Source organism: Ruegeria sp. CDSC054 (assembly GCF_059610645.1).
Map to the genome: position 1 here is coordinate 13,219 of NZ_JBXWOA010000022.1, position 25,104 is coordinate 38,322.

25 protein-coding genes and 2 pseudogenes are annotated in these 25,104 nt (G+C 54.9%); 13 read left to right on the plus strand and 14 right to left on the minus strand.

The features are described 5' to 3' along the window. Positions 1 to 9 precede the first annotated feature (9 nt). Genes AC2FGC_RS23095 through AC2FGC_RS23105 form a run of 3 tightly spaced genes read right to left on the minus strand, consistent with a single transcriptional unit; the run spans position 10 to position 2,808 of the window. Complete coding sequence (locus tag AC2FGC_RS23095) at positions 10 to 201, minus strand: DUF2783 domain-containing protein (RefSeq protein ID WP_109310896.1); 192 nt, start codon at positions 199 to 201, stop codon at positions 10 to 12. Continuing rightward, the gene (locus tag AC2FGC_RS23100) at positions 198 to 1,832 is read right to left on the minus strand and encodes an FAD-dependent oxidoreductase (protein WP_496727449.1); all 1,635 of its coding nucleotides are present in this window, start codon (positions 1,830 to 1,832) and stop codon (positions 198 to 200) included. Before AC2FGC_RS23100 ends, AC2FGC_RS23095 begins: the two co-directional genes overlap by 4 nt. A 25-nt stretch (positions 1,833 to 1,857) precedes the next feature. Next, positions 1,858 to 2,808 carry an MBL fold metallo-hydrolase gene (locus tag AC2FGC_RS23105; protein WP_108859835.1) on the minus strand — a complete coding sequence of 317 codons (951 nt, stop codon included), beginning with the start codon at positions 2,806 to 2,808 and terminating at the stop codon, positions 1,858 to 1,860. 166 nt (positions 2,809 to 2,974) lie between these two features. Between AC2FGC_RS23105 and AC2FGC_RS23110 the strand changes: the two genes are divergently transcribed. Beyond that, positions 2,975 to 3,157 carry a hypothetical protein gene (locus tag AC2FGC_RS23110; protein WP_058278624.1) on the plus strand — a complete coding sequence of 61 codons (183 nt, stop codon included), beginning with the start codon at positions 2,975 to 2,977 and terminating at the stop codon, positions 3,155 to 3,157. Positions 3,158 to 3,170: 13 nt separating this feature from the next. Here the strand turns inward: AC2FGC_RS23110 and AC2FGC_RS23115 are convergent, their stop codons facing one another. The 8 genes from AC2FGC_RS23115 to AC2FGC_RS23150 form a co-directional block, all read right to left on the minus strand. After that, complete coding sequence (locus AC2FGC_RS23115) at positions 3,171 to 3,899, minus strand: metallophosphoesterase family protein (protein WP_496783565.1); 729 nt, start codon at positions 3,897 to 3,899, stop codon at positions 3,171 to 3,173. Between the two features lie 43 nt (positions 3,900 to 3,942). Continuing rightward, positions 3,943 to 4,998, minus strand: coding sequence for an aldolase/citrate lyase family protein (locus tag AC2FGC_RS23120; protein ID WP_348774911.1), 1,056 nt, complete (start codon positions 4,996 to 4,998; stop codon positions 3,943 to 3,945). Between the two features lie 11 nt (positions 4,999 to 5,009). Continuing rightward, a complete protein-coding gene (gene hpaH / locus AC2FGC_RS23125; RefSeq protein WP_282170369.1) occupies positions 5,010 to 5,810 on the minus strand; it encodes a 2-oxo-hept-4-ene-1,7-dioate hydratase in 801 nt (266 codons plus the stop codon). After that, on the minus strand, positions 5,807 to 6,661 hold the full coding sequence (locus AC2FGC_RS23130; RefSeq protein WP_496783568.1) for a fumarylacetoacetate hydrolase family protein: 855 nt from the start codon (positions 6,659 to 6,661) through the stop codon (positions 5,807 to 5,809). The genes hpaH and AC2FGC_RS23130 overlap by 4 nt, the downstream gene beginning before the upstream one ends. Then, on the minus strand, positions 6,661 to 8,142 hold the full coding sequence (locus tag AC2FGC_RS23135; protein ID WP_496783572.1) for an NAD-dependent succinate-semialdehyde dehydrogenase: 1,482 nt from the start codon (positions 8,140 to 8,142) through the stop codon (positions 6,661 to 6,663). The genes AC2FGC_RS23130 and AC2FGC_RS23135 overlap by 1 nt, the downstream gene beginning before the upstream one ends. Positions 8,143 to 8,166: 24 nt before the next feature. Beyond that, positions 8,167 to 9,009 (minus strand): 3,4-dihydroxyphenylacetate 2,3-dioxygenase, encoded by an 843-nt coding sequence (gene hpaD, locus AC2FGC_RS23140; protein ID WP_496783574.1) that lies wholly within the window; start codon positions 9,007 to 9,009, stop codon positions 8,167 to 8,169. 164 nt (positions 9,010 to 9,173) lie between these two features. Further along, positions 9,174 to 10,682 carry a 5-carboxymethyl-2-hydroxymuconate semialdehyde dehydrogenase gene (gene hpaE, locus AC2FGC_RS23145; RefSeq protein WP_496783576.1) on the minus strand — a complete coding sequence of 503 codons (1,509 nt, stop codon included), beginning with the start codon at positions 10,680 to 10,682 and terminating at the stop codon, positions 9,174 to 9,176. A 3-nt stretch (positions 10,683 to 10,685) separates the two neighbouring features. Then, positions 10,686 to 11,084: a 5-carboxymethyl-2-hydroxymuconate Delta-isomerase gene (locus AC2FGC_RS23150; protein WP_496727440.1), complete on the minus strand. Its 399-nt coding sequence runs from the start codon at positions 11,082 to 11,084 to the stop codon at positions 10,686 to 10,688. A 106-nt stretch (positions 11,085 to 11,190) separates the two neighbouring features. On the opposite strand from AC2FGC_RS23150, the gene hpaR reads away from it, so the two are divergent. Next, positions 11,191 to 11,631 carry a homoprotocatechuate degradation operon regulator HpaR gene (hpaR, locus tag AC2FGC_RS23155; RefSeq protein WP_058281156.1) on the plus strand — a complete coding sequence of 147 codons (441 nt, stop codon included), beginning with the start codon at positions 11,191 to 11,193 and terminating at the stop codon, positions 11,629 to 11,631. A gap of 33 nt (positions 11,632 to 11,664) precedes the next feature. On the opposite strand, the gene AC2FGC_RS23160 is transcribed toward hpaR, so the two are convergent. Both AC2FGC_RS23160 and AC2FGC_RS23165 read right to left on the minus strand, forming a co-directional pair. Beyond that, entirely contained in the window at positions 11,665 to 13,017 is a 1,353-nt protein-coding gene (locus AC2FGC_RS23160; protein ID WP_496727439.1) for an aminotransferase class III-fold pyridoxal phosphate-dependent enzyme, read from the minus strand. 35 nt (positions 13,018 to 13,052) lie between these two features. Further along, a complete protein-coding gene (locus AC2FGC_RS23165) occupies positions 13,053 to 13,832 on the minus strand; it encodes an IclR family transcriptional regulator (RefSeq protein ID WP_496706734.1) in 780 nt (259 codons plus the stop codon). A 108-nt stretch (positions 13,833 to 13,940) separates the two neighbouring features. Here AC2FGC_RS23165 and AC2FGC_RS23170 point away from each other — a divergent pair, with 108 nt between their 5' ends. The 6 genes from AC2FGC_RS23170 to AC2FGC_RS23195 are packed head-to-tail and all read left to right on the plus strand — an operon-like array spanning position 13,941 to position 21,413. Then, a complete protein-coding gene (locus AC2FGC_RS23170; RefSeq protein WP_058274540.1) occupies positions 13,941 to 14,870 on the plus strand; it encodes a tripartite tricarboxylate transporter substrate binding protein in 930 nt (309 codons plus the stop codon). Positions 14,871 to 14,926: 56 nt separating this feature from the next. Beyond that, entirely contained in the window at positions 14,927 to 15,463 is a 537-nt protein-coding gene (locus AC2FGC_RS23175; protein ID WP_108859824.1) for a tripartite tricarboxylate transporter TctB family protein, read from the plus strand. Between the two features lie 9 nt (positions 15,464 to 15,472). Beyond that, the gene (locus AC2FGC_RS23180) at positions 15,473 to 17,005 is read left to right on the plus strand and encodes a tripartite tricarboxylate transporter permease (RefSeq protein ID WP_058278613.1); all 1,533 of its coding nucleotides are present in this window, start codon (positions 15,473 to 15,475) and stop codon (positions 17,003 to 17,005) included. A 7-nt stretch (positions 17,006 to 17,012) separates the two neighbouring features. Then, a complete protein-coding gene (locus tag AC2FGC_RS23185) occupies positions 17,013 to 18,497 on the plus strand; it encodes an aldehyde dehydrogenase (protein WP_496727437.1) in 1,485 nt (494 codons plus the stop codon). Between the two features lie 28 nt (positions 18,498 to 18,525). Further along, positions 18,526 to 19,761 carry a Tm-1-like ATP-binding domain-containing protein gene (locus tag AC2FGC_RS23190; protein ID WP_496727436.1) on the plus strand — a complete coding sequence of 412 codons (1,236 nt, stop codon included), beginning with the start codon at positions 18,526 to 18,528 and terminating at the stop codon, positions 19,759 to 19,761. Continuing rightward, entirely contained in the window at positions 19,758 to 21,413 is a 1,656-nt protein-coding gene (locus AC2FGC_RS23195; protein WP_496727435.1) for a sulfatase-like hydrolase/transferase, read from the plus strand. The genes AC2FGC_RS23190 and AC2FGC_RS23195 overlap by 4 nt, the downstream gene beginning before the upstream one ends. A 371-nt stretch (positions 21,414 to 21,784) precedes the next feature. On the opposite strand, the pseudogene AC2FGC_RS23200 reads toward AC2FGC_RS23195, so the two are convergent. Beyond that, positions 21,785 to 22,079, minus strand: a pseudogene (locus tag AC2FGC_RS23200) (transposase); the annotation flags it as partial. Between the two features lie 430 nt (positions 22,080 to 22,509). Here AC2FGC_RS23200 and AC2FGC_RS23205 point away from each other — a divergent pair. The 5 genes and pseudogenes from AC2FGC_RS23205 to AC2FGC_RS23225 form a co-directional block, all read left to right on the plus strand. Next, positions 22,510 to 23,445, plus strand: a complete 936-nt coding sequence (locus tag AC2FGC_RS23205) for a hypothetical protein (RefSeq protein WP_496727433.1) — start codon at positions 22,510 to 22,512, stop codon at positions 23,443 to 23,445. Between the two features lies 1 nt (position 23,446). Beyond that, positions 23,447 to 23,719 carry a hypothetical protein gene (locus AC2FGC_RS23210; RefSeq protein ID WP_496727432.1) on the plus strand — a complete coding sequence of 91 codons (273 nt, stop codon included), beginning with the start codon at positions 23,447 to 23,449 and terminating at the stop codon, positions 23,717 to 23,719. Positions 23,720 to 23,737: 18 nt separating this feature from the next. Continuing rightward, a complete protein-coding gene (locus AC2FGC_RS23215; protein WP_496727431.1) occupies positions 23,738 to 24,214 on the plus strand; it encodes a MafI family immunity protein in 477 nt (158 codons plus the stop codon). Between the two features lie 208 nt (positions 24,215 to 24,422). Continuing rightward, on the plus strand, positions 24,423 to 24,731 hold the full coding sequence (locus AC2FGC_RS23220) for a hypothetical protein (RefSeq protein ID WP_496727430.1): 309 nt from the start codon (positions 24,423 to 24,425) through the stop codon (positions 24,729 to 24,731). A 203-nt stretch (positions 24,732 to 24,934) separates the two neighbouring features. Next, a pseudogene (locus AC2FGC_RS23225) lies at positions 24,935 to 25,104 on the plus strand (IS6 family transposase); the annotation flags it as partial.

Here is a 25,104-nt window from a genome sequence, read left to right on the forward strand (position 1 = left end):
TCCCTTGGATTATGTGATGTCGGCAGCCCTGAGCGCCTGGCTCAGGACGTTCCGGTCGCCAATGTGGTTGGCCAGGATCAGAATTAACCTCGCGTTGATTGTATCGCTCTCGGCCTTGGTCTTGCCCTCATGCGTTGCCAGCAGGTCGGCGTAGAAATCGTCGGTTCCGTCGATATTCGGTGTCAGGGTCAGATCGCTCATTGGCTTACTTCCTTACCGGCCGCACGGCGCAAGGCAGTGCGCATCAGGGTTTCGTTGTATTCCGCTCGGCGGGCAGCGACATGCTGATCTGGTCGGATCAAGTAGACTGCCGAACTGGCTTCGCCGAGATAGCGTTTCCTGAGTTGACCGGTTGGGTCGTCGCGGGTCGAAAGAGCCAGGCGGCGCGCCGTAATCCCGTCCACCTCCAGAACTTCAGGTGCTTCTGCATCGATTGTCAAAAGGATGAACTCATCACCCAGCTTCGACAACAGGTATTCATCGCCCAGCGGTGCATCGGGGCAGGGGGCACCGGGCTGCGTCCTGTCGGGCCCGCCTGACAGCGCGTCGGGCGAATTTAGGCGGGATTCACTGTAGATGCATGGAACCGACAGCCGACCCGAGTTGACCATCGGTCGTGCGAACTCATACGTTCCGCTTAGGCTGAGCACAGCATCGCGAAATATCCGACTGGTTTCTGATTTCGGCGTGATGAAATCGGTAGACCGTGTAGAATTCAGGATGTTTTCGTCCGCGCCGTAAACCCGCTCGGTATCATAGGTGTCAAGTAGGCTCTCAGGCGCTTTGCCTTGAATAACCAACCCTAGTTTCCAGCCAAGATTGTCTACGTCCTGTATGCCGGAATTGGCACCACGCGCACCAAAGGGCGAGACTTGGTGCGCCGCATCACCAGCAAAAAACACGCGACCAGAGCGGAAGCTGTCCATCCGCTTGCATTGGAAGGTATAGATAGAGGACCAGACCATTTCATAGTCCACATCCCCCAGCATCGCGTCCAATCGACGACGGATATTCTCTTCTTTAAGTTCTTCTTTGCGGTCAACATCCCAGCCGATCTGGAAATCGATCCGCCAAACATCATCAGGTTGTTTGTGCAACAAAGCAGACGCACCAGAGCCGTGGGTCGGTTCAAACCAGAACCAGCGCTCGGTAGGGAAATTCAGATCGCCTTTCAGTTTGATATCGGCAATCAGGAAGCTGTCCTGAAAGACGCGACCGCTGAAATCGAGACCAAGCATCCCGCGCAACGGTGAGTTGGCGCCGTCGCAACCGATAAGCCAGTCCGCTTCAAGGGTGTATGGCCCATCCGGTGTCATCACCTTCAGGATGACGTAATCGTCGTGTACTTCAACGCTGTCCACACGGTTCTTGCCACGCAACTGGATCGGGGCACCCTTGTCCTGCAGCTCGCGCAGGCGATCGATCATGTATTGCTCGAAATATGGCTGTTGTAGATTGATGAAGGCGGGGTATTTATGCCCGTCTTCCGGCAACAGGTTAAATTCGAATACCTTGTCATCGCGATGGAATACCTTGCCGAGATTCCAGACAACGCCTTTTTCGAGCATCGGTTCGCCGCAGCCATAGCGGTCGGCCACTTCCAGACAGCGCTTTGCGAAACAAATCGCCCGACTGCCCATGCCGATGCCCTCATGATCATCAAGCACAACCACCGGAATACCCTGGCGGCCGAGGTCCAGGGCTGTGGCGACTCCGATTGGCCCGCCGCCCATGACCACAACCGGGTGACGCATCGGTGCGTCAATATCCTGATCGGGCGATTTCTCGTATGGATAGCTCTTGTAGGCGAGCGTGTAACGGTCATCAAACATTGGAAAACCCCTTCCCTTCAGGCGTTCAGCCTTGCAGTTGCTCCCACATTTCCAGATCCCGCTGCGCCGTCCAGATACGTGGTGTGTCGATGCCGCGGGCTTCGTCATAGGCGCGTGCAACATTGAACGGCAGGCAGTGTTCGTAGATCGCGTAGTCAGCGAATTTCGGGTCGCATGCGTCACGTACAGCGTCCCAGGCATCTTTCAGGGTGCCGCCGCTAGCGGCGACACGAGCGGCCGGGCGATAGGTGCTTTGGACAAAATCCCGGGTGGACTCAATTGCTGCTTCAACCATGTCTTTTCCGAGCAGAGCATCACCGCGGCCGGGCGCGATAGCATCGACGTCAAATGCGCCGATATTGTCCAGAGTGCCACCCCAATCGTTGAAATGGCCGTCGCCGCAATAGCAGGCCGAGTGGTACTCGACGATGTCACCGGTAAACATGACGTTCTGATCGGGGACGTGAATGACGATGTCACCGGCAGTATGGGCGCGACCAAGATGCATTAGATCGACGCGCCGGTTGCCGAGGTATACACTCATGCGATCCTTGAAGGTCGTGGTGGGCCAGGTCAGTCCGGGAATGCTTTCATGGCCTTCGAACAGACGTGGAAAACGCTGAAACTCACTGTCCCAATCTTCCTGACCGCGTTCGACAACCTGCGCTCGGGTTGTTTCGGACATGAGAACCTGATCTGCGCCATACGCTGAAGCGCCTAGAACGCGAACCGCGTGATAGTGAGTTAGCGCCAGATGTGTGATCGGTTTGTCGGTAACTTCTCTGACCTTCTCAATCACCTTGCCAGCCAGACGTGGCGTGGCCTGCGCCTCGACAATCATGACACTATCATCGCCGATGATCACGCCGGAATTGGGATCACCTTCAGCAGTAAAGGCCCAAAGCCCTTCACCCACTTCGGTGAAGCTAACCGTCTTTTCACCCAAATCTCCCTGAGATGCGAATGCCTTAGCCATTGTGTTCTCCCGAAGTATGTCGCTCGCGTGACTCATTTTGTTTCATTTGCAACGAATATCGTTACATATGAAACTAAAGTCAATGCCGTTTCGTTTGGAGTCACGTGTTTGAACTATTGTTGCTGAGTGCATTCGAAGATTTTTCCGAAGTTGCCGGCGTAGAAAAATGTTGTCCATTCCAGCTATTATTGCCGCCAATCCTGCCGACCGCCGTAAAGAACTGCTGTTCCAAAAAACGTCTGATGGACCCAATGTGGTGGTTCAAGGCTTAGCGATGACGGCGATCATGGTTGAGAAGCTTTTTAAAAAAGAAACGACATCGGCGACGCCACATTTTTACGCCATGTGAGTCAGAGTCTGTCTCAGTGGGTCACAAGTCTACGCCCACCAGCATCCAGTACCCAACACGTGGTGCCTTCGAACACGGCGGCGGTCAGGGCTTGGCCATAGCCTGCTCCTGTATCCAGATTGATACGGTTTCCATGATGTTCAGGTGCGGCCACGTGGCTGTGGCCGTGGACAACCAACCATGGATGTGGATCTTTATGGTTCAGGAATTCCTCACGAATCCATATCAGATCGTCGTGGTCTTGCTGCTCCAGTTTCACCCCGGGTCGAATACCTGCATGCACGAACAGCAATGCGCCGTCCTGATGGAACGGCTTTAGCCCGTTCAGAAAATCGATATGAGCCTGAGGGACGGCCTGTTTGGCTTTGGCGTGAACTTGATAGATTCTGTCCACGTTGGTGGCTTCAACCCCATAGGACCGCAGCGTTTCGATCCCGCCGATCCGAGGATGAAGCCAGTGATACCCGACCAGCAGGCGCGCATCATTGCGCGGATAGTCCTCCAGAAACATTGCGCACATCTGGTCATGATTGCCACGTAGAAAGACCCAGTTCTTTCCGTCGGCGTTCCATCGGACCAGCAGATCCAAAACCCCGCAACTTTGCGCACCCCTGTCCGTATAATCGCCAAGAAACACGATCTTGGCGTCTGGTCCTCCATCCCGTTCGATCCGGTCCAGTGCGTCTTCAAGCATCCCCAGTTGGCCATGGATATCGCCAATTACATAAACCGGATCTGACATGAGTGTTCCTTGTCGTCGTCTTCAGGCGGTAGTTGATTTGGGATCAGCCCACCCAGTCAATGCTAATGTCTTCGCGAAAAGCAAACCGTACCAGATGCGCTTCAATGACTTCCTGCCAGCGGATCAGATCTCCGCGAGGGCCGGTTTCAGCCGTCAGCGAAAGGCTGGATTCACCCGCGACCAAGGTCAGCCGGTTTCCGCCCGGAAATTCCACGCTGCCGTGGTTGACGTCGAAGGCCACCTGGGCCTTGTGGGACCAGTGCTTGCACAATTGCTGCAGGTACTTGCTGGCCGCTTCCGTTTTGGCAACACCCGAAACGCTTTGGTCAGGTAGCAACGCCAAGGCCTCATCGGCGGCCCGGCGCACCGCCTGAGCGAACAAAGTAACGTCGATATTTGTGGCCAGGAAGGTCGCCCCCAGATCCAGACATTTACGCTGCATGGCCGGATCAAGTGTCAGTATCCCGGCAAATTTGCCTGCCGCGACGACCCGAGTTATCGCGTCCAACACAGCCTCTACCACTTCTGTATGACCAGCATCACCGATATGGCCCATGTCAGCGGCCAGATCGGAGGGGCCGAGAAAGACCCCATCAACGTCAGAGGCAAGAATATCGTCTAGTGCCTCTAACCCAGCGCGGTTTTCCACCTGAACAAGCAGGCAGATCTGTTCATCAGCCGTTTTCAGATAGTCCGGGATCGCCGCAAAGCGCGACGCCCTTGCCAACGCCGAACCCACGCCCCGAACTCCGTGGGGCGGGTATTGCACAGCCCGCACCAAATCCCGTGCCTGATCTCCGCTTTCGACCATCGGCACCAGAATATTCTGAACGCCGGCATCGAGGTATTGCTTGATCATCCAGGTTTCACCGATCGGCAAGCGTGCGACCGGTTGGCTGCCGCTTCCTTCGATGACCCGCACCTGTTCCAGGATTGAGCGAAGATCGTTTGGGGCGTGTTCCCCGTCAACGAGCAGCCAGTCGAACTGGGACGTGGCCGCGATTTCAGCGGCATAGGTGTCGGCCATTCCAATCCAGCAGCCGACCTGCGGCTGACCAGCCTGCAGCGCGGCCTTGAAAGCGTTAAGTGGCGCAGGCATCCCGGCCTCCTTTAGGCAAAGTTGATATCGACCGAGCCAAATGGTCCGAAATCAGCATGGATTTCGGTGCTCGGCGGGCATTCGACGGGTCGAATAAAGCTGCCAGACAAGATCACCTGGCCCGGTTCTAAGCTCTGGTCGTACTGCGCCATGCGACGGGCCAGCCAGACGACGCTTTCGACCGGGTCGTTCAGAACACCCGCGCCAAGACCGGTTTCCTCGATCTCACCATTGCGGAAGGTCAGTGCCCCGACCCAACGCAAATCAAATGCATCTATCGAATGACGTTCGTGGCCCAACACGATGCCGGCATTGGCAGCGTTGTCGCTTATTGTGTCATAGACGGTACGTGTTTGTCCGGTCGCGGGGTCGACACGCTGAATACGCGTGTCGAGGATTTCAATCGAAGGCGCGACGTAATCCGTGGCGGCAATGATGTCGTCACGGGTGACGTTCTCTCCGCCTACCGCAGATTTCATGACAAAAGCAATCTCAGCCTCGATCCGGGGCTGGATGAACCGGCCCGCAGGAACGGTTCCGCCGTGATCGAACTTCATGTCATCGAACAAAATTCCGCTGTCGGGAATGTCGATATTCAGCGCATATTGCATCGCTTTTGAGGTCAGCCCGATTTTCCAGCCGATCACCTTGCGCCCTTCGGCCAATTTCTGTTGATAGATGGCGTTCTGCACCTCATAGGCGTCGCTCATCCCCATTTCGGGATGGCGCAGTGTCAGAAGGCCAATCTGTTCGTGCGAACTTTCAGCCTGCAACAAGTCGGCTGCGGCACGGGCATGATCTTCGGGGGTCATACCTGTTCGTCCTCGACTGTGTTGCGCAGCGTTCCAATGCCCTCGACTGAGATTTCCACTACGTCACCCGGAGCCAGGTATTTCGGTGGTTCAAACCGCGCGCCCGCACCCGTCGGGGTGCCGGTGACGATGATGTCTCCGGGCAGAAGCGTCATGAAGGTCGAAATATATTCGATCTCGCGCTTTATCGGGAACATCATGCGATTCAGCGTATCGTCCTGGCGCAACTCACCATTCACATGGGTCTGAATTCGGGCATCGTCTAACTGGGCCGCGTCGGTGAATGGCATCAGCCACGGACCGATGGCACCGGAATTGTCCCAGTTCTTTCCCTGCGTGACGTTGAACTTGGCATGGCGGACCCAGTCGCGGATTGTGCCTTCGTTACATAAAGTCAGGGCAGCGATGTGATCATAGGCATCTTCCTGCGAAATCCGCCGACCGGATTTGCCGATTACAATTGCGACCTCACCTTCGTAATCCAGCGTGTGGTTTTCCGGTGGGCGGATCAGCGGGCGGTCGTGCCCGGTGAAACCGCTGGCAAAGCGCGGAAACAACGACATGTATTTCGGCTGTTCGCTGCCGTCTTTGTATTCTGCGTTGCGGTCGGGAAAGTTCACTCCGACGCAGAGGATGCGGCGGACATCCGGCATCACCATTTCGTAAGTGAATTCCTTGTGGGTCACTTCGCGGCCTGCTGCGGCCTTGGTCAACTGTTCAAACCCGCCCGCGGCGATCACCTCGTAAAGGCTAGCCTGATCGGGAAAGGCGTCGTTCAGCGCAATTGCACCGTCCTTGGTAATTGCGCCGAAAAATGTTGCTCCGTTTGCGGTGAAAGTTGCAAAGCGCATCAGGCCTCCTCGGCGGCGTCAATGCCACCCATGCACAAATATTTGAGTTCCATGAAGTCATCCAGCCCATGGCGCGACCCCTCGCGCCCCAGACCTGACATCTTAACGCCGCCAAAGGGCGCTTCGGCAGTTGAGATCAGGCCGGTGTTGATCCCGACCATGCCATATTCCAATGCTTCGGACACGCGCCAGACACGCGCCATGTCGCGCGAATAGAAATACGAAGCGAGGCCGAATTCGGTATCATTGGCGGCTACGATAACTTCGCTTTCCCTGTCGAATTTGAACAAAGGCGCGACTGGGCCGAAGGTTTCCTCGGTCGCCACCGCCATGTCTGCGGTCACGCCAGTCAGGATGGTCGGATCGAAAAAAGTGCCGCCAAGGGCGTGCGGTTTGCCGCCCAGCGTGACTGTTGCACCCTTGGCGGTTGCGTCTTTGATATGCTCAGACACTTTCGCGACTGCGGCTTGATCGATTAGTGGGCCAAAGACGGTGCCCTCGTCAAAGCCGTTTCCAGTCGGTAGTTTTGCGACCTTAGCGGCCAGTTTTTCGGCGAACGTGTCGTAGACCCCAGACTGGACATAGATGCGGTTGGCGCAGACGCAGGTCTGGCCGTTGTTTCGGAACTTGGCGATCACTGCCCCTTCGACTGCCGCGTCCAGATCTGCGTCGTCAAACACGATGAACGGCGCGTTGCCGCCCAATTCCAAACCTAGCTTCTTGATCGTAGGTGCGCATTGCACATAAAGCATCGCGCCGATTTCGGTGGACCCGGTAAAGGTCAGTTTTTGCACGATTTTGCTCGAGGTCATCTCACCTCCGATGGCGCGCGCTGATCCAGTGATGACCGAGAACAATCCCGCAGGCAACCCGGCTCGTTCGGCCAGAACTGCCAGCGCGATAGCCGAGAACGGCGTCTGGCCGGCAGGTTTGAGCACCATGGAACAGCCTGCCGCCAATGCCGGTCCCGCCTTTCGCGTGATCATGGCATTGGGGAAATTCCACGGCGTGATCGCGGCAACAACCCCAATCGGCTGTTTGATGGTGATGATCCGCTTATCCGGCGCGTGGCCGGGGGTGACGTCGCCATAGGCGCGGCGGGCCTCTTCAGCGAACCATTCGATGAAGCTGGCGCCATAAGCGATTTCACCCTTGGCCTCAGCCAGGGGCTTGCCCTGTTCGGCGGTCAGGATTGCGCCAAGATCATCTTGGTTTTCGATCATCAGCGCATACCAGCGGCGCAGAATTTGGCTGCGGTCCTTCGCAGTGCGCTTGGCCCAGCCTTTCTGTGCATGGTGCGCTTCGGCGATTGCTTCGGCCGTTTCGGCCGCCCCTAGATTGGGGACTCGTCCGATTAGATCACCAGTTGCCGGGTTGGTCACTTCCAGAGTGGTGGATACCTCAGTGGCACCGACCCATTTGGAGCCAACCCGCGCCGCTTCGACAAGCAACGTGGGGTCGTTGAGACGTAAGTCTGTCATTTGCAGGATTCCCGTATCTCGGCCTCAGACCGAAAAGCTGATATTTGCCTGACCCGTTCCGGAACTACCGAAATACGGGGTGTAGATGTCGATCTCGCCCTTGTAACTGCCCCATCCCAACGCACCGAACAGCAAGGCAGTGTCGTTCATCGCACACTCGCCCGTACATTTCTTGGCGTAGTCAGGCAAAAGGTCCAAGAATTCTTCGAACCGGCCCTGTTCCCACAATTCGAGAACGCGCATATCCATCTGGCGGTTGAACTCGCCATTCACTGCGTTCAGACCCTCGACCGAGCGCTCATTCGGCGTGAAGTCATGACTTAGAGACCCGGAGGCCAGAATAGAAACATTGCGGTTCGAACGCCGGATGCCTTCGGCGATGGCTTCACCCCAAACGCGGTTCTCGGCGATGGACGAGAACTGGTTGACCGCAACTGGCAGCACCCGGGCATTCACATCGTCATTGATAAAATGCATCGGCAAAAGGGTACCGTACTCCATTCCCATGTCGGGATGCGAATGACCCAGAGCCCGTTCCCCACGCTCTCTCAGAACATCAAGGATGGTTTCACCAAGGTCGTGATCACCGCGATAGTCGAACTCCATATCCGCCAGCATGTGCGGCAGTTCATGGCTAATAAAACGCCCCTTGTGGCGCTCTTTTGTGTTCAGGTGAAAGCCCTGATTGGTGATCCAATGTGTGTCGAATACGACGAAGGTGTCGACCTCGCGGTCAATCGCGTCCTGACGCAGACGTGCGTAACCATCTATCGCAGGTTGCCGGATACCTTTGTATTTCGGCATCGTGTGGGACATCCAGATGCTGGGCACATGTGTGATCTTAGCAGCCTGTACAATCTTTCCCATGACAGTTCCTCCTCACTTAAGGTGGCGTCTGACCGCTTTGGAAGGGAGAGCGGACGACCAGACGTCGTTTGGTCCGACTCTCAAAGAGTTCATGGACCATAGATGTGCGCGCGTATCCTAACTTTTTACGAACGGCACCTTGTCCAGATGTCGCTCGGAAGGCGTTACTTTCCCAACTGCATAATCTTGTGCTGACCAGTGGCAAAGCCCACGTGTTTCTGCTCCATATAGAAGTCAAAGCTCCAATCACCGCCGTCGCGACCGATACCTGACGCCTTTACCCCGCCAAAAGGCGTGGGCAGGTGACGAACATTTTCCGAGTTCACCCAGATCATCCCAGCTTCCAACTTATCGGTAAAGCGCAGAGCGCGTGTAAGGTCGTTGGTCCAGACATAGCCGGTTAACCCATAGAGCGTGTCATTGGCGATCTGCAGCGCTTCTTCTTCGGTTGAGAATGGAATGGAAGTTAGCACGGGGCCAAATATTTCCTCTCGCGCGATGCGCATGTCGTTGTTGGCGTTGGTAAATAATGTAGGGCGTACGAAATACCCGTCATCACCAACCTTGACGCCACCTGCCGCGACAGTTGCACCATCCTCTTTTGCGATGTCAAAGTATGAGGTCACCTTGTTGTAATGCTCCTCGGTGACCAGCGGGCCGATCTCGGTCGCAGGGTCCAGCGGGTGTCCGACCTTGATGTTGTTCACACGCTCGACCAGTTTGGCCTCGAACTCTTCCTTGATAGTTTCCTGCACCAGCAGCCTCGAGGACGATGTGCAGCGTTCACCGTTGATCGAGTAGATCATGAAAATCACCGCATCCAGAGCCCGGTCCAGATCGGCATCATCAAACACGATAACGGGGTTCTTACCGCCCAGTTCCAGGTGCATCCGCTTGAGCGTATCGGCACCCTGCTTTGTGATGATGCTGCCTGTCCGGCTTTCTCCGACAAAAGCGATGGCTTTTATCAAAGGGTGCTCTGTCAACGCCTTACCGGCATCAGGGCCAAAACCGTTCACGGTGTTCAGCACGCCCTTGGGCAGCCCTGCTTCTTCGGCGATTTCCACCAACAGGCGGGCGGACAAAGGCGAGTCTTCGGCTGGTTTGTGGACCACGGTGCAGCCCGCGGCCAGAGCGGGCGCGATTTTCCAAGTCGACAGCATGAAAGGCGTGTTCCACGGAGTGATCACACCAACCGGGCCGATAGGTACACGGGTGGTGATATTCATCAACGTCGGCGATTTCAGGTGTTGCCCGTCGCGAGCCTGCACGACTTGATCCGCAAAGTAGCGAAAATTCTCGGCACCGCGCAGCGCCGCCTTGGACATGAACCGCAATGTCTGACCCGTATCCCAACACTCACACAGCGCAATTTCTTCTGCCCGGGCTTCGATCGCATCGGCAACGTTTAGCAGGATCCGGCGGCGTTCGGTGGCGGGCATGTCGCGCCATTCAGTAAAGGCAGCATGGGCCGCTTTGACCGCCGCGTCGATATCGTCGGACGTGCCGTGCGCAACGTCGCAGATTACTGATTTATCCACCGGAGAGGTGGATTGGAAAACGCCCGCTGCGCCATCCCGGTCTTCGCCTGCGATACGGTTCTTGATGCCCGTTTCTTTGAACCGGGCCAGAAAGCCTGCCAGTTTCTCGATATTCGTATCCAGTACGCTCATGCGTCAGGTCTCCTGCTTTGTCGCAGCCAAATGATTCCGGATTGTGCCGGTCTTGGGCGAAAGGTCTGGGTCGATGTCACGCATCTCTAGTGAAAGCGCGATAGAGTGTTTCGAGAAGGCCGGTTCCAGATACGCTTCAATCGCGTCAAAGATACGCTGTGTGGCGTCCTTCTTAACGTCGTCAGGACGGCCAGCGCGAAGGCGGATTGAGATGTCCACAAAGCCATGCTTGGGATTTCCATCCGCAATGGCAAAATAGTCGACACGCGTGGCGCGGACGCGAATTCCCGGCATTGGAAAAGCCTCAATCCCCGCAGCGGTGTCTCGTATGCATTCGCACAAGCCACCGATGTCGACCCGATCGTCCAGATTGCCGGAGTATTCGACGTGGAAGTGTGGCATGACCTCTCCTTTACTACTTAACATGTTTAGTAAATTGCATCGCGACCGTCAAGAACTTGCTTTGTTAATCTTTGCAATTCCTGAAATGGCGTTCTAGAAGGCTGGAATGAACCGACAAAGCCATACCACGAGAACCTCTCGCGCTCTTCCGATTGCACTGCTGCGCGCACGCGAAACCGTCATGGCCCCAATTCGGGATATGCTGCAGGGGATACAGCTGACCGAGCAAAAGTGGCGTATCCTTCGTGTTCTGGACGAAATGGGCGAAGTGGAACAAAGCACTATTGCAAATGAGGCCTGCCTTTTGCTTCCCAGCCTGACGCGAATTCTACGCACGATGGAGACTGATGGGCAGATATCCCGCCGTCAGGGCAGCACGGATAAGCGCCGCACCATGGTGAAGATCACCGATGAGGGGCGTCAAATTCTTGAAGAGAACCTTGCGACCTCGCTGGCGATTCACAATACAATCGAGGCGCAAATGGGACAGGAAAAAATCGACAACCTACTGGATCTACTTGAGGAATTGCAGGCCGTAAAGGTGTGACCCCGACCTTGAAGACCGGGGCCAGCGTGATCACTAAAGTCTCGCTAGTCCTGTATCCAGGGCTGAAAGGATCTTGGCTACGTCATCAGACGTGATGACCAGCGGCGGAGACAATATGATGTTGTTTCCAGATACACGGACCATCACGCCATCTTCATAGGTCGCTTTTTGAACCTGCAGCGGAAGATGTTTGGCAATTGGCGCCTTGGTCGCACGGTCCGAAACCAGTTCTAGCGCGCACATCAGGCCTTCACCCCCTCGCACGTCACCGACTACGTCGTATTTGTCGGCCAGTTTTTTCAACCCGGCAAACAACTCATCCCCCCGTGCAGCTGCGTTTTCCCATACCCGCAGGCGGTTGATCTCGGCCAGCGAGGCCAAGGCTGCGGCCGCGCCAACCGGGTGCCCGGAATAGGTGTAGCCCTGATCGACAGAAGCTCTGCCGGTAGTGTCGCTTTCGAACACCTCCGCAACCGCGCCAGAGATCATTGCCGCGCCGAATGGGAAATAGCCGTTTGTGATGGCTTTGGCCGTTGTCATGATATCGGGGTGCACCCCCCAATGTCTCGCGCCACTTTCGCTGCCTGTACGCCCAAAGGCAGTAATGATTTCGTCCGAAATCAGCAGAATTCCGTGTTTCGAGCAGACCTCACGCACCATGGGCATAAAGCTCTTGTGCGGCGGGATAACTCCACCTGCGCCCAAGATTGGCTCCATGATGAATGCGGCGACGGTGTTTGCTCCCTGGAATGCAATTTCGGCCTCCAGCGCTTTTACGCAAAGCTGCGCAAGACGCTCAGGGTCTGTCTCATCGAACGGGTTGCGATAGGTCCAGGGTGCGGGCACGTGGAAACAGCCCGGCATCATCGGCTCATAGGCCGCGCGGAACTTTTGATTGCCATTGACCGAGGCAGCCGCGAAGTGGGTGCCGTGATAGCCCTGTTTCAGGCTGATGAACTTGGTACGGCCGGCCTCGCCTCGAACTTTGTGAAACTGACGCGCCAGTTTCAGCGCGATCTCAACCGAATCCGATCCACCCGAAGTAAAGAATGCACGGGTCAATCCGTCAGGCGCAAAGAACTGCGCCAACTCATAAGACAATTCGATCGCCTTGTCGTTGCTGGTGCCGCGAAAGGTTGAATAATAGGGTAGCGCGTTCAGTTGATCGGTGATGGCCTGCTTCACCGGATCACAGGAATAGCCCAGATTGACGTTCCATAAGCCACCCACTGCATCCAGCGCCTTGTGACCATCTACATCAATGATGCTGACCCCTTCACCTCCGGTCAGAATGGTCGGCGGGTTTTTCTGGCTGTCGGCCGGGTGCGCCATTGGTTGCCAGAAATGTCGGGCGTTGTTTTCCTTCAGAAAGTTGGAGTCTTTCATGTAACGTGTCTCCGGAGATTTAGTCCGCCCGTCAATCATGGGTGGAATTCGGTTGGAAAAGTTTCGGGCATCTGGCCGCCAAAGTTTGCGGTCAGTTCTTTCGAAAGGGTGTGGAGTGAGGTCAAAATCAGCGGCTGTCGCGCGCGGGTTGCACGAATTTCGGGAACGGCAATCGCAATGGTTCCAATCGCGATCTGATCAATACCGAAGATAGGCGCCGCATATCCGAAGACACCATCTTCAAAGCTGCCATTACTATTGGCCCAGCCCGCCCGGCCGATTTGTGCAACCCGGTCACGAATAATCTTTGGGTCCGTCATTGTTGCGTCGGTAAATCGGGTGAGTGTGTCGGATTCCAAGCGTTCCAGAAGGAAAGCGGGACCGAAGCTCAGCATACATAATCCCGAAGCAGTCGCGTTGACCGGAATAATTTCGCTAGGGTCCAAACTTACGCGAACGCTGTGCTGCGTGGTTTCGACCACCAGCGCAGTTTGCAGAGTGTCTTTTTCAAGCAGCGTAAGGTGCAGGCTTTCGCCAACCTCATGCATCGCGGCCTGCATTTTCTGGCGTGCACCATCAAGGCCAGGCTTGGCAATCTCGCGCAGGGCGGCCAACCGTAGAGCAGCTGGTCCGATGGCATATGATTTCGTCTGCGGATTCTGCTCGATCAGGCCGAACTCTTCCAGTGCTCGTAAGTGGCGGAGGGCGGTCGCCTTGTTCAAACCAGCCAGACGCGCAATGTGACTCAGCCCGATTTCCGGCTGAGAGCTTGAAAAGTACTCTAGCATTTTCAAGGCATTAAGTGCGGTGCCCATGTGTTTTGCCTCCTCCCGGTCAGGTTATACTTGACAGAATAAACTTAACAACGCAACATTATTATTGTTAACGCGGTTCATTTATTGAACCACTAACGGGAGGTGTCAATGAAGAAATTTCTAGCAACCGCCGCATTTGTAGCGTCAGCAACCGCTGCACTGGCAGAGTATCCAGAGAAACCGGTAACTTTCGTGGTTCCATGGCCTCCGGGCGATCTTGAAGACGTGCTGACGCGAATGATCGCGGACGAATTTCAAGCCATGTACGATGTCCCGGCTGCGGTCGTGAACAAGCCCGGCGGCGGCGGCGGTCCGTTCCCAGGTGCAGTCGAAGTCGCCACTGCCCCAGCGGATGGATACACCATTGGTTCTTTCGTCATTGGCGTTCCCGTCATTGGACCGGAAATCGGTATCCCTGAACTGAACCCGAACCCGTTCGATCCGATCGGTATTTTTCTGACGTACCCATTCGTAATCGCATCCAGCAAGGATGCGCCGTTCTCGAACTGGGAAGAACTGGCAGAACACGGCAAGGACAATGATTTGGCGCTTGGTCATTTCGGCTCGGTCTTGCCGCCCACGCAGGTCACCTTTGCTGCTGCTGTCAGCAGCGGATTTGATTTTGCAAGTGAAGCAGCCTTTGACGCGTTGGATTGCAACACGCTGGCATCAGGTGACGTGGACGTCATCAACACTACGTTGCAACTTGTTCTACCTTGCCTGGATGACGTGAATATTCTGGCAAGCATTGGTGGCGAGCGGATTTCGCTGATCCCCGATACGCCGACGATCGTCGAGCTCAACCCGGATCTGCCGCTGGCATTGTGGAACGGCCTGTTCGTTCACAAGGATACTCCACCCGAGGCACGTGAAAAAATCACTGCGGCAGCACAAAAGGCGGTGCAGTCGGACAAGGCCAAGCAGCTTGCTGAGGAAACCGGTGCTTTGATCTACTGGCAGGACCCAGACGCATCCAACGCTCAGATTGAGCAAGACAAATCCTCTTTCGCTAAGATTGAAGAAATTCTGGGCGAGTAAGATCCAGATCGGGCGTGGGGCACTGCCTCACGCCTCTTTCAGGTTGGGAGGAAACGATGATTGCAAAGACTTTACAGGACATGTTCAAAAGATATCGCCGACCCGGCGATGTCGTTTTCGCCGTACTGTTTTTGGCATTCGCGGTGTTTCTTTTGTCCCAGCTGGGTGATCAGACCAAGGTCGTCAAACGAACCAAATGGTTCGCGCAGCCGGGTCTTTGGCCCACAATTGCAATCTGGTGCATGGTGGTGTTCGGGTTTCTGCATTGGCTTAGCTCGGCCTTGTCAGACCGGATCAGCGGCCGCTGGACCGAGGTCGGGTTCTGGGTTCGGTCGTTCGAATATGTTGCCTATTTCCTGATCTATGTGCTGGTGGTTCCGCAGCTGGGATATCTACCCTCAACCATGTTGTTCGCAGTCTTCCTGACCCTTCGTGTAGGGTTTCGTGGTGCAAATGCTATCGGAATAGCTGCGTTGTTCGGCTTTGTGGTCACCATCGTTTTCCGTGGCTTTCTTCAGGTCAAAATCCCCGCCGGAGCGGTCTATGAATACCTTCCGGATTCCGTGCGCGCCTTTGCGCTGACCTATCTGTAAGGGGCCACTATGGAAACGCTTCTTTCCGGTATTTCAATCCTGCTACAATGGCAGGTAATCGTCGCCCTGCTGATCGGTTCGATCGGCGGTGTCATCATCGGTGCATTGCCCGGCGTAGGTGCGGCAGTGGCCATCGCAATCCTGTTACCTGCCACCTTTGCGTTCGAGCCCATCGTAGGACTAACCCTGTTATTGGGTATCTACGGCTCGTCCATGTATGGCGGAGCCATTCCCGCGATCCTGATCAACACCCCCGGCACAGCGGTGAACGCGCTGACCACTTATGACGGATATCCCATGACCAAACGGGGGCAGGGCCACCGTGCGCTGTCTCTGGCGTATTCGGCCTCATTCTTCGGGGGCGTGTTTGCGATCATCTGTCTGATGGTGTTGTCACCGGTTCTGGCCCTTGTCGCCCCACATTTCGGCAGCCGCGAGATTTTCCTGGCTGCGCTATTGGGCATCATTCTGGTTGTGCTGGCCCACCGGGGCCAGATTTTTGCCGCTGGTATGCTGGCGGCCTTCGGCATTTTCCTGAATTCGGTGGGGCTGGAGCCCGTGAAGTACACCCGCCGGTTCACCTTCGATCAAAGTTGGCTGGCTTCCGGCATTGATCTCATTGTGGTCGTGCTGGGTCTGTTTGCGATTAGCCAGGCATTTCTGCTGCTATTGGAAAAGAACCACGCGCCAGGCGACACCCATGTAAGTGGCAATATCTTTGCCGGTCTCAAAGAACTTCTGGGCGTGAAACGCGTTGCCACCGTGTCCTCAAGTATCGGCGTTTTCATGGGCATGGTGCCGGGTACGGGCGAGTTTACATCGCAATTTTTATCCTACACCTATGCTCAAAAGACGTCAAAAAACCCAGAAAAGTTTGGTGATGGCTCACCCGAGGGACTTGTAGCGTCCGAGGCGGCGAACAACGCCGTTCCAGGCGCTGCGATGATTCCTCTGCTGGCTCTGGGTATTCCTGGCGAGGCGCTGACGGCGATGATGCTGTCCGTGTTTTATGTCCACAACGTGATCCCCGGACCGCAGCTGTTCGAAAACCAGATGGATTTCGTATTGGCCCTGTATATGGCGCTGATCCTGCTTAACGTGATCGTTCTAGTGTTCCTGCTATTTTCGACGAACCTGCTGCTGAAGATTATCCAGATCCCGACCCGGTTCCTTGGTGTCATGATCCTGATTTTGGCATTCGTGGGGGTCTATAGCCTGCGCAACTCGATCACAGATTGTGCCATTGCTGCCGGGTTCGGGGTTTTTGGGCTGATCCTAAAACGGCTGGACCTGCCGATTGTTCCAATCATTTTGGGCATGGTTCTTGGCGGGATTATGGAAACCAAGTTGCGCAGCGCAATGGCACGGGTCAAGACGCCGCTCGACTTCATCGACCGGCCCATCGCGGCCATTCTGTTTGGCCTGATCGTTCTGATCCTGATCCTGCACTGCCGAACGCTGTATTTCGAATTCAAAAACAAACTGCGGCCGGAACCTACGATGCAACCCGTGGATTCCGATAATCCGAACCAGCAAGGATAAGCGACCTATGGATCAACTTGCCATCGACACGCTACGTGGTCAGCCCGTACCGGCCCGGAGCCTTCTGATTGATGGGCGTCACGAGGCCGCAGCGGCAGGAGGGCAACTGGATGTCATTTCTCCAATTGACGGTCAGGTTCTAACGCAAATTGCCGAGGGCACCCCCGCGGATATGGAGCGGGCTATTGCGGCGGCCCGCACGGCGTTTGAAGACGGACGCTGGTCGCGGGCTGCACCTTCTGTACGCAAGAAGGTGTTGTTGAAACTGGCCGATCTGATTGAAGAACACGCTTTGGAACTGGCCGTTTTGGGCGTGCGGGACAACGGCACTGAGATCAACATGGCCATGAAGGCCGAGCCGATGTCGGCTGCGGGCACGTTCCGCTATTATGGCGAGGCCATAGACAAGATCTATGGTCAGATTGCGCCCACAGCTGAAAATGTGCTGGGTCTCGTGCATCACGCGCCTGTCGGCGTTGTCGGGGCGATTGTGCCTTGGAACATGCCAATGATGATCGGTGCGTGGAAGATCGCGCCGGCGCTGGCGGCGGGCAACTCGGTGGTGTTGAAACCTGCGGAATCGGCCTCGCTATCGCTTTTGCGATTGACCGAATTGGCGCTTGAGGCAGGTGTGCCGGACGGTGTCCTGAACGTTGTCACAGGCAAAGGCAGCGTGGTTGGTGAAACACTGGCCCTGTCGATGGATGTAGACATCATGGTTTTTACCGGCTCGGGCGCGACAGGGCGGCGGCTTTTGGAGTACTCCGCGCGCTCGAATTTGAAACGCTGCTACTTGGAGCTTGGCGGAAAGTCCCCCAACATCGTGTTCAACGACGCCCCCGATCTTGCGCAGGCGGCCAAGGTCTCCGCCGCAGGTATTTTCCGAAATTCAGGTCAGATTTGCGTCGCGGGATCGCGCTTGCTGGTTCAGGAGGATATTCACGAAGATTTCGTCGCCGAGATTGTCAAACACGCGCAGGCCTTCCGCGTCGGCGATCCACTGGACTTGAACACACAGATCGGGGCCGTGCACTCATTGCCGGAATTGGAAAGCAATCTGGATTTCGTCGCCCAAGCCGAAGCGGAAGGTGCTGAGCGCCGTGCCGGCGGTGACCGCATTCTGACGGAAACGGGCGGCTATTATATGGCACCCACTGTAATGAACGGGGTTAAGCCGACCGACAATCTGTTCCGCAATGAGGTCTTTGGTCCGGTTCTGGCCGTGACACCGTTCAGGGACGAAGATGAGGCACTGCGCCTGGCAAATGACAGCGTTTATGGATTGGCCTCGGGCGTGTGGACTGCAAACCTGAGCCGGGCCCATCGCATGGTGGCGGGCATCCGCTCTGGCGTCGTTCACGTCAATACTTACGGCGGTGCGGACGCCACTGTGCCTTTGGGTGGTGTAAAACAGTCTGGCAACGGCCACGACAAGTCATTGCACGCAATGGAAAAGTACTTCGATCTAAAAACAGCCTGGATTCAGTTGTAAGACAAAAGCCTGCGAGGAGAAGATTACCATGGGCGAAAAGACTATCTTGCTGATCGGCACCTATGACACCAAAGACCCCGAGATGCGCTACATCGAAGAGTGCATCACGGCGCAGGGTGGCAACGTGCTGACCATGGATGTCTCGGTTCTTGGGGATCCAACCACGCCCACGGACATTTCCAAACATGATGTGGCCGCGGCCGGTGGTATGACCATAGATGAGGTGATCGCGCTCGGTGACGAAAACAAGGCTTTTCGCGTGATGTCGCGGGGCGCAGCAACGCTTGTTGCGCAGGTCTACGCCGAGGGAAAATTTGATGGGATGCTCGCAACTGGTGGCACGATGGGCACCGATCTGGCACTGGATTGTGCGCAGGCTTTGCCAATGGGTGTGCCGAAATATATCGTCTCCACCGTCAGTTTTTCACCGCTGATTCCGCCGCACCGTTTGGCGCCGGACATTCAGATGATCCTGTGGGCGGGCGGGCTTTATGGTATGAACTCGGTTTGCCGCTCATCGCTAAGCCAGGCGGCAGGTGCTATTTTAGGCGCAGCCCGCGCCGTCCAGCGCGCCCGGCGAGATCGCCCGATGATCGGAATGACCTCGTTGGGCTCATCCTGTCTGCGTTACATGAAAACTCTGAAACCCGCGTTGGAAGAACGGGGATACGAAGTGGCCGTGTTCCATTCAACGGGCATGGGCGGTATGGCATTTGAGAAGCTTGCGGGTGAGGGAGCTTTCTGCTGCGTAATGGATTTCTGCATGCAGGAATTTGCCAACATGCTTGCAGGTTCGTTGGTGTCCTCGGGGCAGGACCGGCTGACAAATGCAGGGCGCGCGGGCGTGCCGCAAATGGTGGCCCCAGGCGCGCTGGATCTTTTGGATTTTGCGGGTTGGCAGGACATTCCCGACCAATATGCCGACCGTCCGTTCCACGAACATAATCGCCTGATCAAAAGTGCGGTGTTCAATGCAAAAGAGCGACGGGCCGCTATTCGGGAAATGGCCGATCGTCTAAAACAGGCTACTGGCCCAACCCATTTTTTCCTGCCCACCGGCGGTGTTGAGGAATGGGATCGCGAAAGTCAGGAAGCGCATGACCCGGAAGCGCTTGCCGAAATGGTTGATGAGGCCCGCAACGTGATGCCTGCGGTTGCATCAACTACGGAAATTAGCGCTCATATCAATGACGACGCCTTCTGCGATGCTGTACTCAAACAGTTCGACAAATGGATAAATGACGGGGTGGTTAAGGCGACATGACCAGAAAAGCCAAGAACATCCTGTTTATCATGTTCGATCAGCTTCGGTTCGACTACCTGAGCTGCACTGGGCATCCAAGTTTGAACACGCCTCATCTGGATGCGCTTGCGGGCAAGGGAGTGCGGTTCTCCCATTGCTATGTTCAATCGCCCATCTGCGGTGCCTCAAGGATGAGCTTTTACACAGGGCGTTACGTGCACAGCCACGGCGCCGCCTGGAATAATTTCCCGCTCAAGGTCGGAGAGGTCACTCTGGGCGATCATCTGCGCGAAAGTGAGATGGATAGTTGGTTGATCGGAAAGACGCATATGAGCGTGGATCAGGCAGGGATGGACCGTCTGGGCATTTCGCGCGACGGAGTGATCGGAGCGCGTGTCGCGGAATGTGGTTTTGATGTCTTCCTACGTGATGACGGCTTATGGGGTGAGGGGCCGCAAGGCTTTTATGACAAAAGACGTTCACCCTATAACGAGTATCTTAAAGGGCAGGGGTATGAGGCTGAAAACCCCTGGCAGCATAATGCCAATGCTGGGGTTGATGAAGACGGTGGTGTCGCTTCGGGTTGGTTTATGCGGCATGCTGATAAGCCTGCAAACATTAAGGAAGAAGATAGCGAAACGCCTTGGCTGACGGGACAGGCGATTGAATTTATAAAAACGCAGGATGCAAATTCCGCTGGGCCATGGATGTGCCACCTGTCCTATATCAAGCCGCACTGGCCTTACATTGTTCCAGCGCCGTATCATGACATGTACGGGGGGGAAGATGTTTTGCCGGTGGTCCGCTCGGATGGCGAGTTACAGAACCCACATCCTGTCTATGAACAATTCATGCAGAACGAAATCGGCCAAACCTTTAGCAAGCCGGGCGTGCGTGAAAAGGTGATACCCGCCTATATGGGGCTGATCAAACAGGCTGACGATCAGATGGGCCGCCTGTTCAATTGGCTAGAAGAAAATGGTCATATGGAAGATACGATGATCGTCGTGACCTCCGACCATGGGGACTACCTTGGCGATCATTGGATGGGGGAAAAGGATTTGTTTCATGACCCGTCAGTGCGCGTTCCTCTGATCATCTATGATCCGTCACCAGAATCAGACGCAACACGTGGCACTGTTTGTAGCGCGCTAGTCGAAAGTATTGATCTGGCAGCAACATTTGTTGATCTGGCAGGTGGCGATGTCCCGGATCACGTTATCGAGGGCCGCTCGCTACTGCCGTTCCTGTATGGCCAAAACCCCGAGGCATGGCGCGAGTATGTGATTAGCGAATATGATTATTCCGCCACGCCCGAAGCCGCGGCTTTGGGTCTTGATCCCAAACAGGCACGCCTTTTCATGTTGGCGGACAAGGATTGGAAGTTCATCTTTGCCGATGGTGGGTTTCGCCCGTTATTATTTGACCTGAAAAACGACCCTAAAGAGTTGAATGATCTCGGTGCCGACTTGGGCCATGCCGAGGTTATCAACATGTTCATGAAGCGCTTGTCAGAATGGGCGCGCCGTCCATCGCAACGTACAACGGTTTCAAATGACACGTTGCTGAAGAAGCGAGACGGGAGTGCGGCCGACGTCGGTATTTTTATCGGTGTTTATGATGAGCGTGAATTGCCCTACGATGTAATAGAGAAAACGATCAGGCGCCCGTGAGACTTACTGGGTTTTGTCCGCTGTTCCGGCCTCCAAATGGATTGCGATTTTGCGGTTGCAGCTAAAGTCCGGAAAGCGGGCTGCGACCGCAGCATTTGAAGACTGTGCTCAAGGTCGTGTGTGGGTGGCACCTGCATTGCAAGTGTTTTCTGCGTTGATGGCGGCGGTCCGTCAGTACTGTCGTGTGTTCGGCCTGTTCACGCAGCCAGTGTATTTGGCCGCCGGCCATGATGAGTTCCGCAAGCAAGGTTCCTATCGGCTAATCGACCTCGATTGGGGCCGCGACATTGGTCGGAGCGTCCTGGCTTTTGGTTGACTTAGGTCCGCATCGTCACATCAAATGCCTTGCATCTCTGGGCTGGTCGGCCTGGTCAGGCGGACGGCTGCCGGTATTCCTGTTGTTTTGTCAGCATCACCCAGATTATCCAGGCGCTCTGGATGCTTCCTGCCCATCAGCGCCCGTGACGTCATGCCGGTGATCAAGAGTTTTCGGATGTATCGGTCGCCTTTCTTAGTAATCTTGCTTAACTTTTCCTTTCCGCCGCTGGATTTGTTGAGCGGGGTCAACCCCAGCCAGGCTGCAAGGTCGAGGCCGGTCCTGAATTGCTTAGCGTCACCGATGTTCGCCACAACGGCGGAGGCGGTAACCCCAGCAAGAGAAAGCATAGTGTGTTTAATGCTCAGGGTGATGATGCGCTAGCTTTGGTCGATGAAGCTTGGAAAAAACGCGGAGCACCTGATCCAAATGATCCATTAGCATATGTGGTCCCAATGGGTCGGACGATAGGAACGGCTGGCGAAACCAATATTCGGATTGTTACTATGACCAGAAACGGCAGCGAAATCAGGACAGCTTATCCATGGCCCTAAAGAAACATTGGTGTCCAAACTGCGATCAAGGTTGGGTTGTGCCAGTTCGAATAAAACCTACTGGGCAGATCGTCTATGTATGCGAAGAATCTGAAGAGACTTGGTTGTCAGAGGAAGACATTATGCCAAGCCCTTGGTCGGAAGTTCCGAAGCAAGGTCATTACTGTTATCTCAATAATCTGATGGAGTCAGCGGGCTTAGGCGCGACTGAATACGAGGGTCTTGTATGGCTAGAGGTGGAGTGAATGTGCTCTTTCGCCTAGTTCAAGCTTTCCTGATTTTGCTGTTTACAGTCTTTGGTGCAAGTTCGGCTTGGGCTATACCTGACGGCTGGTCTGAAATCCACTATCCGGTCGCCGTCAGCTACGACGATAGTCGACCAGGTGATCTAGCATTTGCGGCCAGAGCACCTCCCCAAGAGCTAAATCACGTGAGCGCGAGCTCTCCCGCCATTTTTGATCCTGCAGCAGTAGGTTGGTTCGGCCATGCTTTTGGTACGGCCAATCAATCGATCAACCTCGGCCATTTGACCCGGCTCACCGGGCCTAATGTAGCGCCTACCGGCGCACTGAACTCAGTAAACTATCACGCTGTGGCGTTGGATGTTTCGATCGCAGGTGCTCATCTAACGAACGTGAGCAGTAGAGGCGCGCTGCACCGCTGGAGTGTTGCAAAGGAAGTATCAGCGTTTTTCCACTCCACAATTGCCACAAATAAGGGACCGTTGCCACCGCGTGTCGATATTTCTGATGACCTAAATCGTATCAATCGATCTGATGTTGATGCTCAATACCTCTACCGAGACCCTGATGCTGGTCATGGAATCGAGATTACGGTTAATAATGGCTCCTTGGAATTCAATGTCGCAGCGGGTGGTGATGCGGCGGCGCTCGGGTCAGGGACAGACATGTTCAATAGTGCAATGCTTCGCCTACAACGTGATGGGGTAAAGGTTGATAGAGTGCAAGGTGTGTGGATTCCAGGTACGGGCAGCGATAACTATTCGCAGTTCATCAATAATGTGAATTCAGGTATGACTCGAACTGACGCAGCGAGGAATACATGGACTGGACGCATCGCAGCCAGCCATGGCTATACGGAAGTTGTTGAGACGACCAGGCCTGGTAGTAACGTTATCGATTTTGAGTTCGTGAGGCCGTAGTATGAAACGAAACTGGGCAAGTAGAGTTGACGATGGCGCTAAACCGTCGGAGCTTTTGTTAGAAGTACTGGAAATTGACCCTAGTTTATCAGGAGGCCAACTTGCTGGGTTTATGATGGAAGAATTTCCAGGCATTTACAGGCATGCAGGGACTTTTGTATCCCGATGGATTCGGCCAGGTGCAACTACTACTCACGGCCTGACCACAGCAGATATGGACGAGCGTGTGCTCGAACTGATTGCCGAATGGAAAGCCATGCGTAAAGACAATTAAAGGGTGTAAACCTGAGGCTTGAGTTTTCTTCGCCAAATTATTGGCTTGATTACTACGATGCTGCTCTCGATTTTGAGTGCGGCGGCTATGCCGATGGTACCATCAGAGCATATCCGAAGTATTGACATGGAAAACGCAATTCAAAGAGCAACTGTATCCCTCATTCAGCAGTTTATAGGTCGGCTAGACGATGAATGGCTGGACGACTATCAATCGACTGCTGAACACGGCGAATGGGGCGTAGCATTCGAAAACCTGTGTGAGCAGCTGTTTGAATTCGACGTTTTGCCAGACGAGCAGGAATTTCAAACAATCTGCGAGATTGGTGAAAGCATGAAGATCGATCCACAAAGATGGAATTTTCTTGCCCCCCAAAAAATTGAGTATGTTCGGCCAGTTGCGTCATATCATCGGCTTGGTCATTGCAGTGTTGATCACCGCTTTCGTCCGCGTTCCACTCGGAAGATGCAATGTTGCGTGCGGATACCGTTATGAGAGGGCAACCACTTCAAGACGCAATAGCCGCAAACCCGACCGCTAATACTCATAGGTTTACATTTGACGTTGGCGAGGACGTTGGCAGAGGGTATCGACGCATTGGATCAGCTAACCCAAACAATGTCGGGCGAAATGGGCCGCCGGAAAGGGTTGATGGACTAACGCACGTCCAAGTCGCAGTGGAACGAAATCCAACAACAGGGGAATGGGAAACAATAACAATGTTCCCATCGCTACCATGATGAATTACTCGCAAAAGTTTCCTAATCTGACACACCTACTTGATGTAGCTTCTATCGGCATAACAGAGAACGAGCTGAAAGGTCTTGTTAAGCGTGAGACAGAGCGTCACTCAGCTTTGAGACTCGAAATCATTAGTTCCTTTGAAGCCCCCAGCTTTTCTTGGATGGAAATATTGAACCACCCTGATGTTGGTGAGGTTTATGAGGCAGAAACAGATGAGGAAGCACGTGAGTTCGCAATAAAAATGTTCTTAAAACCTGCAACAAGCTAACGGCCCTTGACCCAGTCCCTTGATCCGGGCCGTTAGGCTGTAGAATCCGTTCCTTTTTCTTTATCAAGGACTTCTTTGTTCCACGCACCATTGGCAGCGTCATCTTTGAAGTTGGCACCGCATGTGCAGGTACACTTATCAAATTCGGTGGCAAAACTTGCCTGCGCGTCGGTGACAATCTCCTGGCAGCAACCGCAGATGGTGCGGGTGAGGTGAACGGTCTACCGCGCAAGATCGTCATCGACAAAAGTGGAGCCAATACAGCTGGTATCAAGGCGATCAACAAGATGCTCAAGAGCTATGGCTGCCCGATCCCGATCGAAATGTTCAGGCAGAAATACCTCATTAACATCATTGAACAAGATCACCGTTT

What these genes read in the sequence shown, in the direction of transcription:
- AC2FGC_RS23095 (WP_109310896.1), bottom strand. Translation starts at nt 201, where the DNA reads ATGAGCGATCTGACCCTGACACCGAATATCGACGGAACCGACGATTTC.
- AC2FGC_RS23100 (WP_496727449.1), bottom strand. Translation starts at nt 1,832, where the DNA reads ATGTTTGATGACCGTTACACGCTCGCCTACAAGAGCTATCCATACGAG.
- AC2FGC_RS23105 (WP_108859835.1), bottom strand. Translation starts at nt 2,808, where the DNA reads ATGGCTAAGGCATTCGCATCTCAGGGAGATTTGGGTGAAAAGACGGTT.
- AC2FGC_RS23110 (WP_058278624.1), top strand. Translation starts at nt 2,975, where the DNA reads ATGTTGTCCATTCCAGCTATTATTGCCGCCAATCCTGCCGACCGCCGT.
- AC2FGC_RS23115 (WP_496783565.1), bottom strand. Translation starts at nt 3,899, where the DNA reads ATGTCAGATCCGGTTTATGTAATTGGCGATATCCATGGCCAACTGGGG.
- AC2FGC_RS23120 (WP_348774911.1), bottom strand. Translation starts at nt 4,998, where the DNA reads ATGCCTGCGCCACTTAACGCTTTCAAGGCCGCGCTGCAGGCTGGTCAG.
- hpaH (WP_282170369.1), bottom strand. Translation starts at nt 5,810, where the DNA reads ATGACCCCCGAAGATCATGCCCGTGCCGCAGCCGACTTGTTGCAGGCT.
- AC2FGC_RS23130 (WP_496783568.1), bottom strand. Translation starts at nt 6,661, where the DNA reads ATGCGCTTTGCAACTTTCACCGCAAACGGAGCAACATTTTTCGGCGCA.
- AC2FGC_RS23135 (WP_496783572.1), bottom strand. Translation starts at nt 8,142, where the DNA reads ATGACAGACTTACGTCTCAACGACCCCACGTTGCTTGTCGAAGCGGCG.
- hpaD (WP_496783574.1), bottom strand. Translation starts at nt 9,009, where the DNA reads ATGGGAAAGATTGTACAGGCTGCTAAGATCACACATGTGCCCAGCATC.
- hpaE (WP_496783576.1), bottom strand. Translation starts at nt 10,682, where the DNA reads ATGAGCGTACTGGATACGAATATCGAGAAACTGGCAGGCTTTCTGGCC.
- AC2FGC_RS23150 (WP_496727440.1), bottom strand. Translation starts at nt 11,084, where the DNA reads ATGCCACACTTCCACGTCGAATACTCCGGCAATCTGGACGATCGGGTC.
- hpaR (WP_058281156.1), top strand. Translation starts at nt 11,191, where the DNA reads ATGAACCGACAAAGCCATACCACGAGAACCTCTCGCGCTCTTCCGATT.
- AC2FGC_RS23160 (WP_496727439.1), bottom strand. Translation starts at nt 13,017, where the DNA reads ATGAAAGACTCCAACTTTCTGAAGGAAAACAACGCCCGACATTTCTGG.
- AC2FGC_RS23165 (WP_496706734.1), bottom strand. Translation starts at nt 13,832, where the DNA reads ATGGGCACCGCACTTAATGCCTTGAAAATGCTAGAGTACTTTTCAAGC.
- AC2FGC_RS23170 (WP_058274540.1), top strand. Translation starts at nt 13,941, where the DNA reads ATGAAGAAATTTCTAGCAACCGCCGCATTTGTAGCGTCAGCAACCGCT.
- AC2FGC_RS23175 (WP_108859824.1), top strand. Translation starts at nt 14,927, where the DNA reads ATGATTGCAAAGACTTTACAGGACATGTTCAAAAGATATCGCCGACCC.
- AC2FGC_RS23180 (WP_058278613.1), top strand. Translation starts at nt 15,473, where the DNA reads ATGGAAACGCTTCTTTCCGGTATTTCAATCCTGCTACAATGGCAGGTA.
- AC2FGC_RS23185 (WP_496727437.1), top strand. Translation starts at nt 17,013, where the DNA reads ATGGATCAACTTGCCATCGACACGCTACGTGGTCAGCCCGTACCGGCC.
- AC2FGC_RS23190 (WP_496727436.1), top strand. Translation starts at nt 18,526, where the DNA reads ATGGGCGAAAAGACTATCTTGCTGATCGGCACCTATGACACCAAAGAC.
- AC2FGC_RS23195 (WP_496727435.1), top strand. Translation starts at nt 19,758, where the DNA reads ATGACCAGAAAAGCCAAGAACATCCTGTTTATCATGTTCGATCAGCTT.
- AC2FGC_RS23205 (WP_496727433.1), top strand. Translation starts at nt 22,510, where the DNA reads ATGGCTAGAGGTGGAGTGAATGTGCTCTTTCGCCTAGTTCAAGCTTTC.
- AC2FGC_RS23210 (WP_496727432.1), top strand. Translation starts at nt 23,447, where the DNA reads ATGAAACGAAACTGGGCAAGTAGAGTTGACGATGGCGCTAAACCGTCG.
- AC2FGC_RS23220 (WP_496727430.1), top strand. Translation starts at nt 24,423, where the DNA reads ATGGGAAACAATAACAATGTTCCCATCGCTACCATGATGAATTACTCG.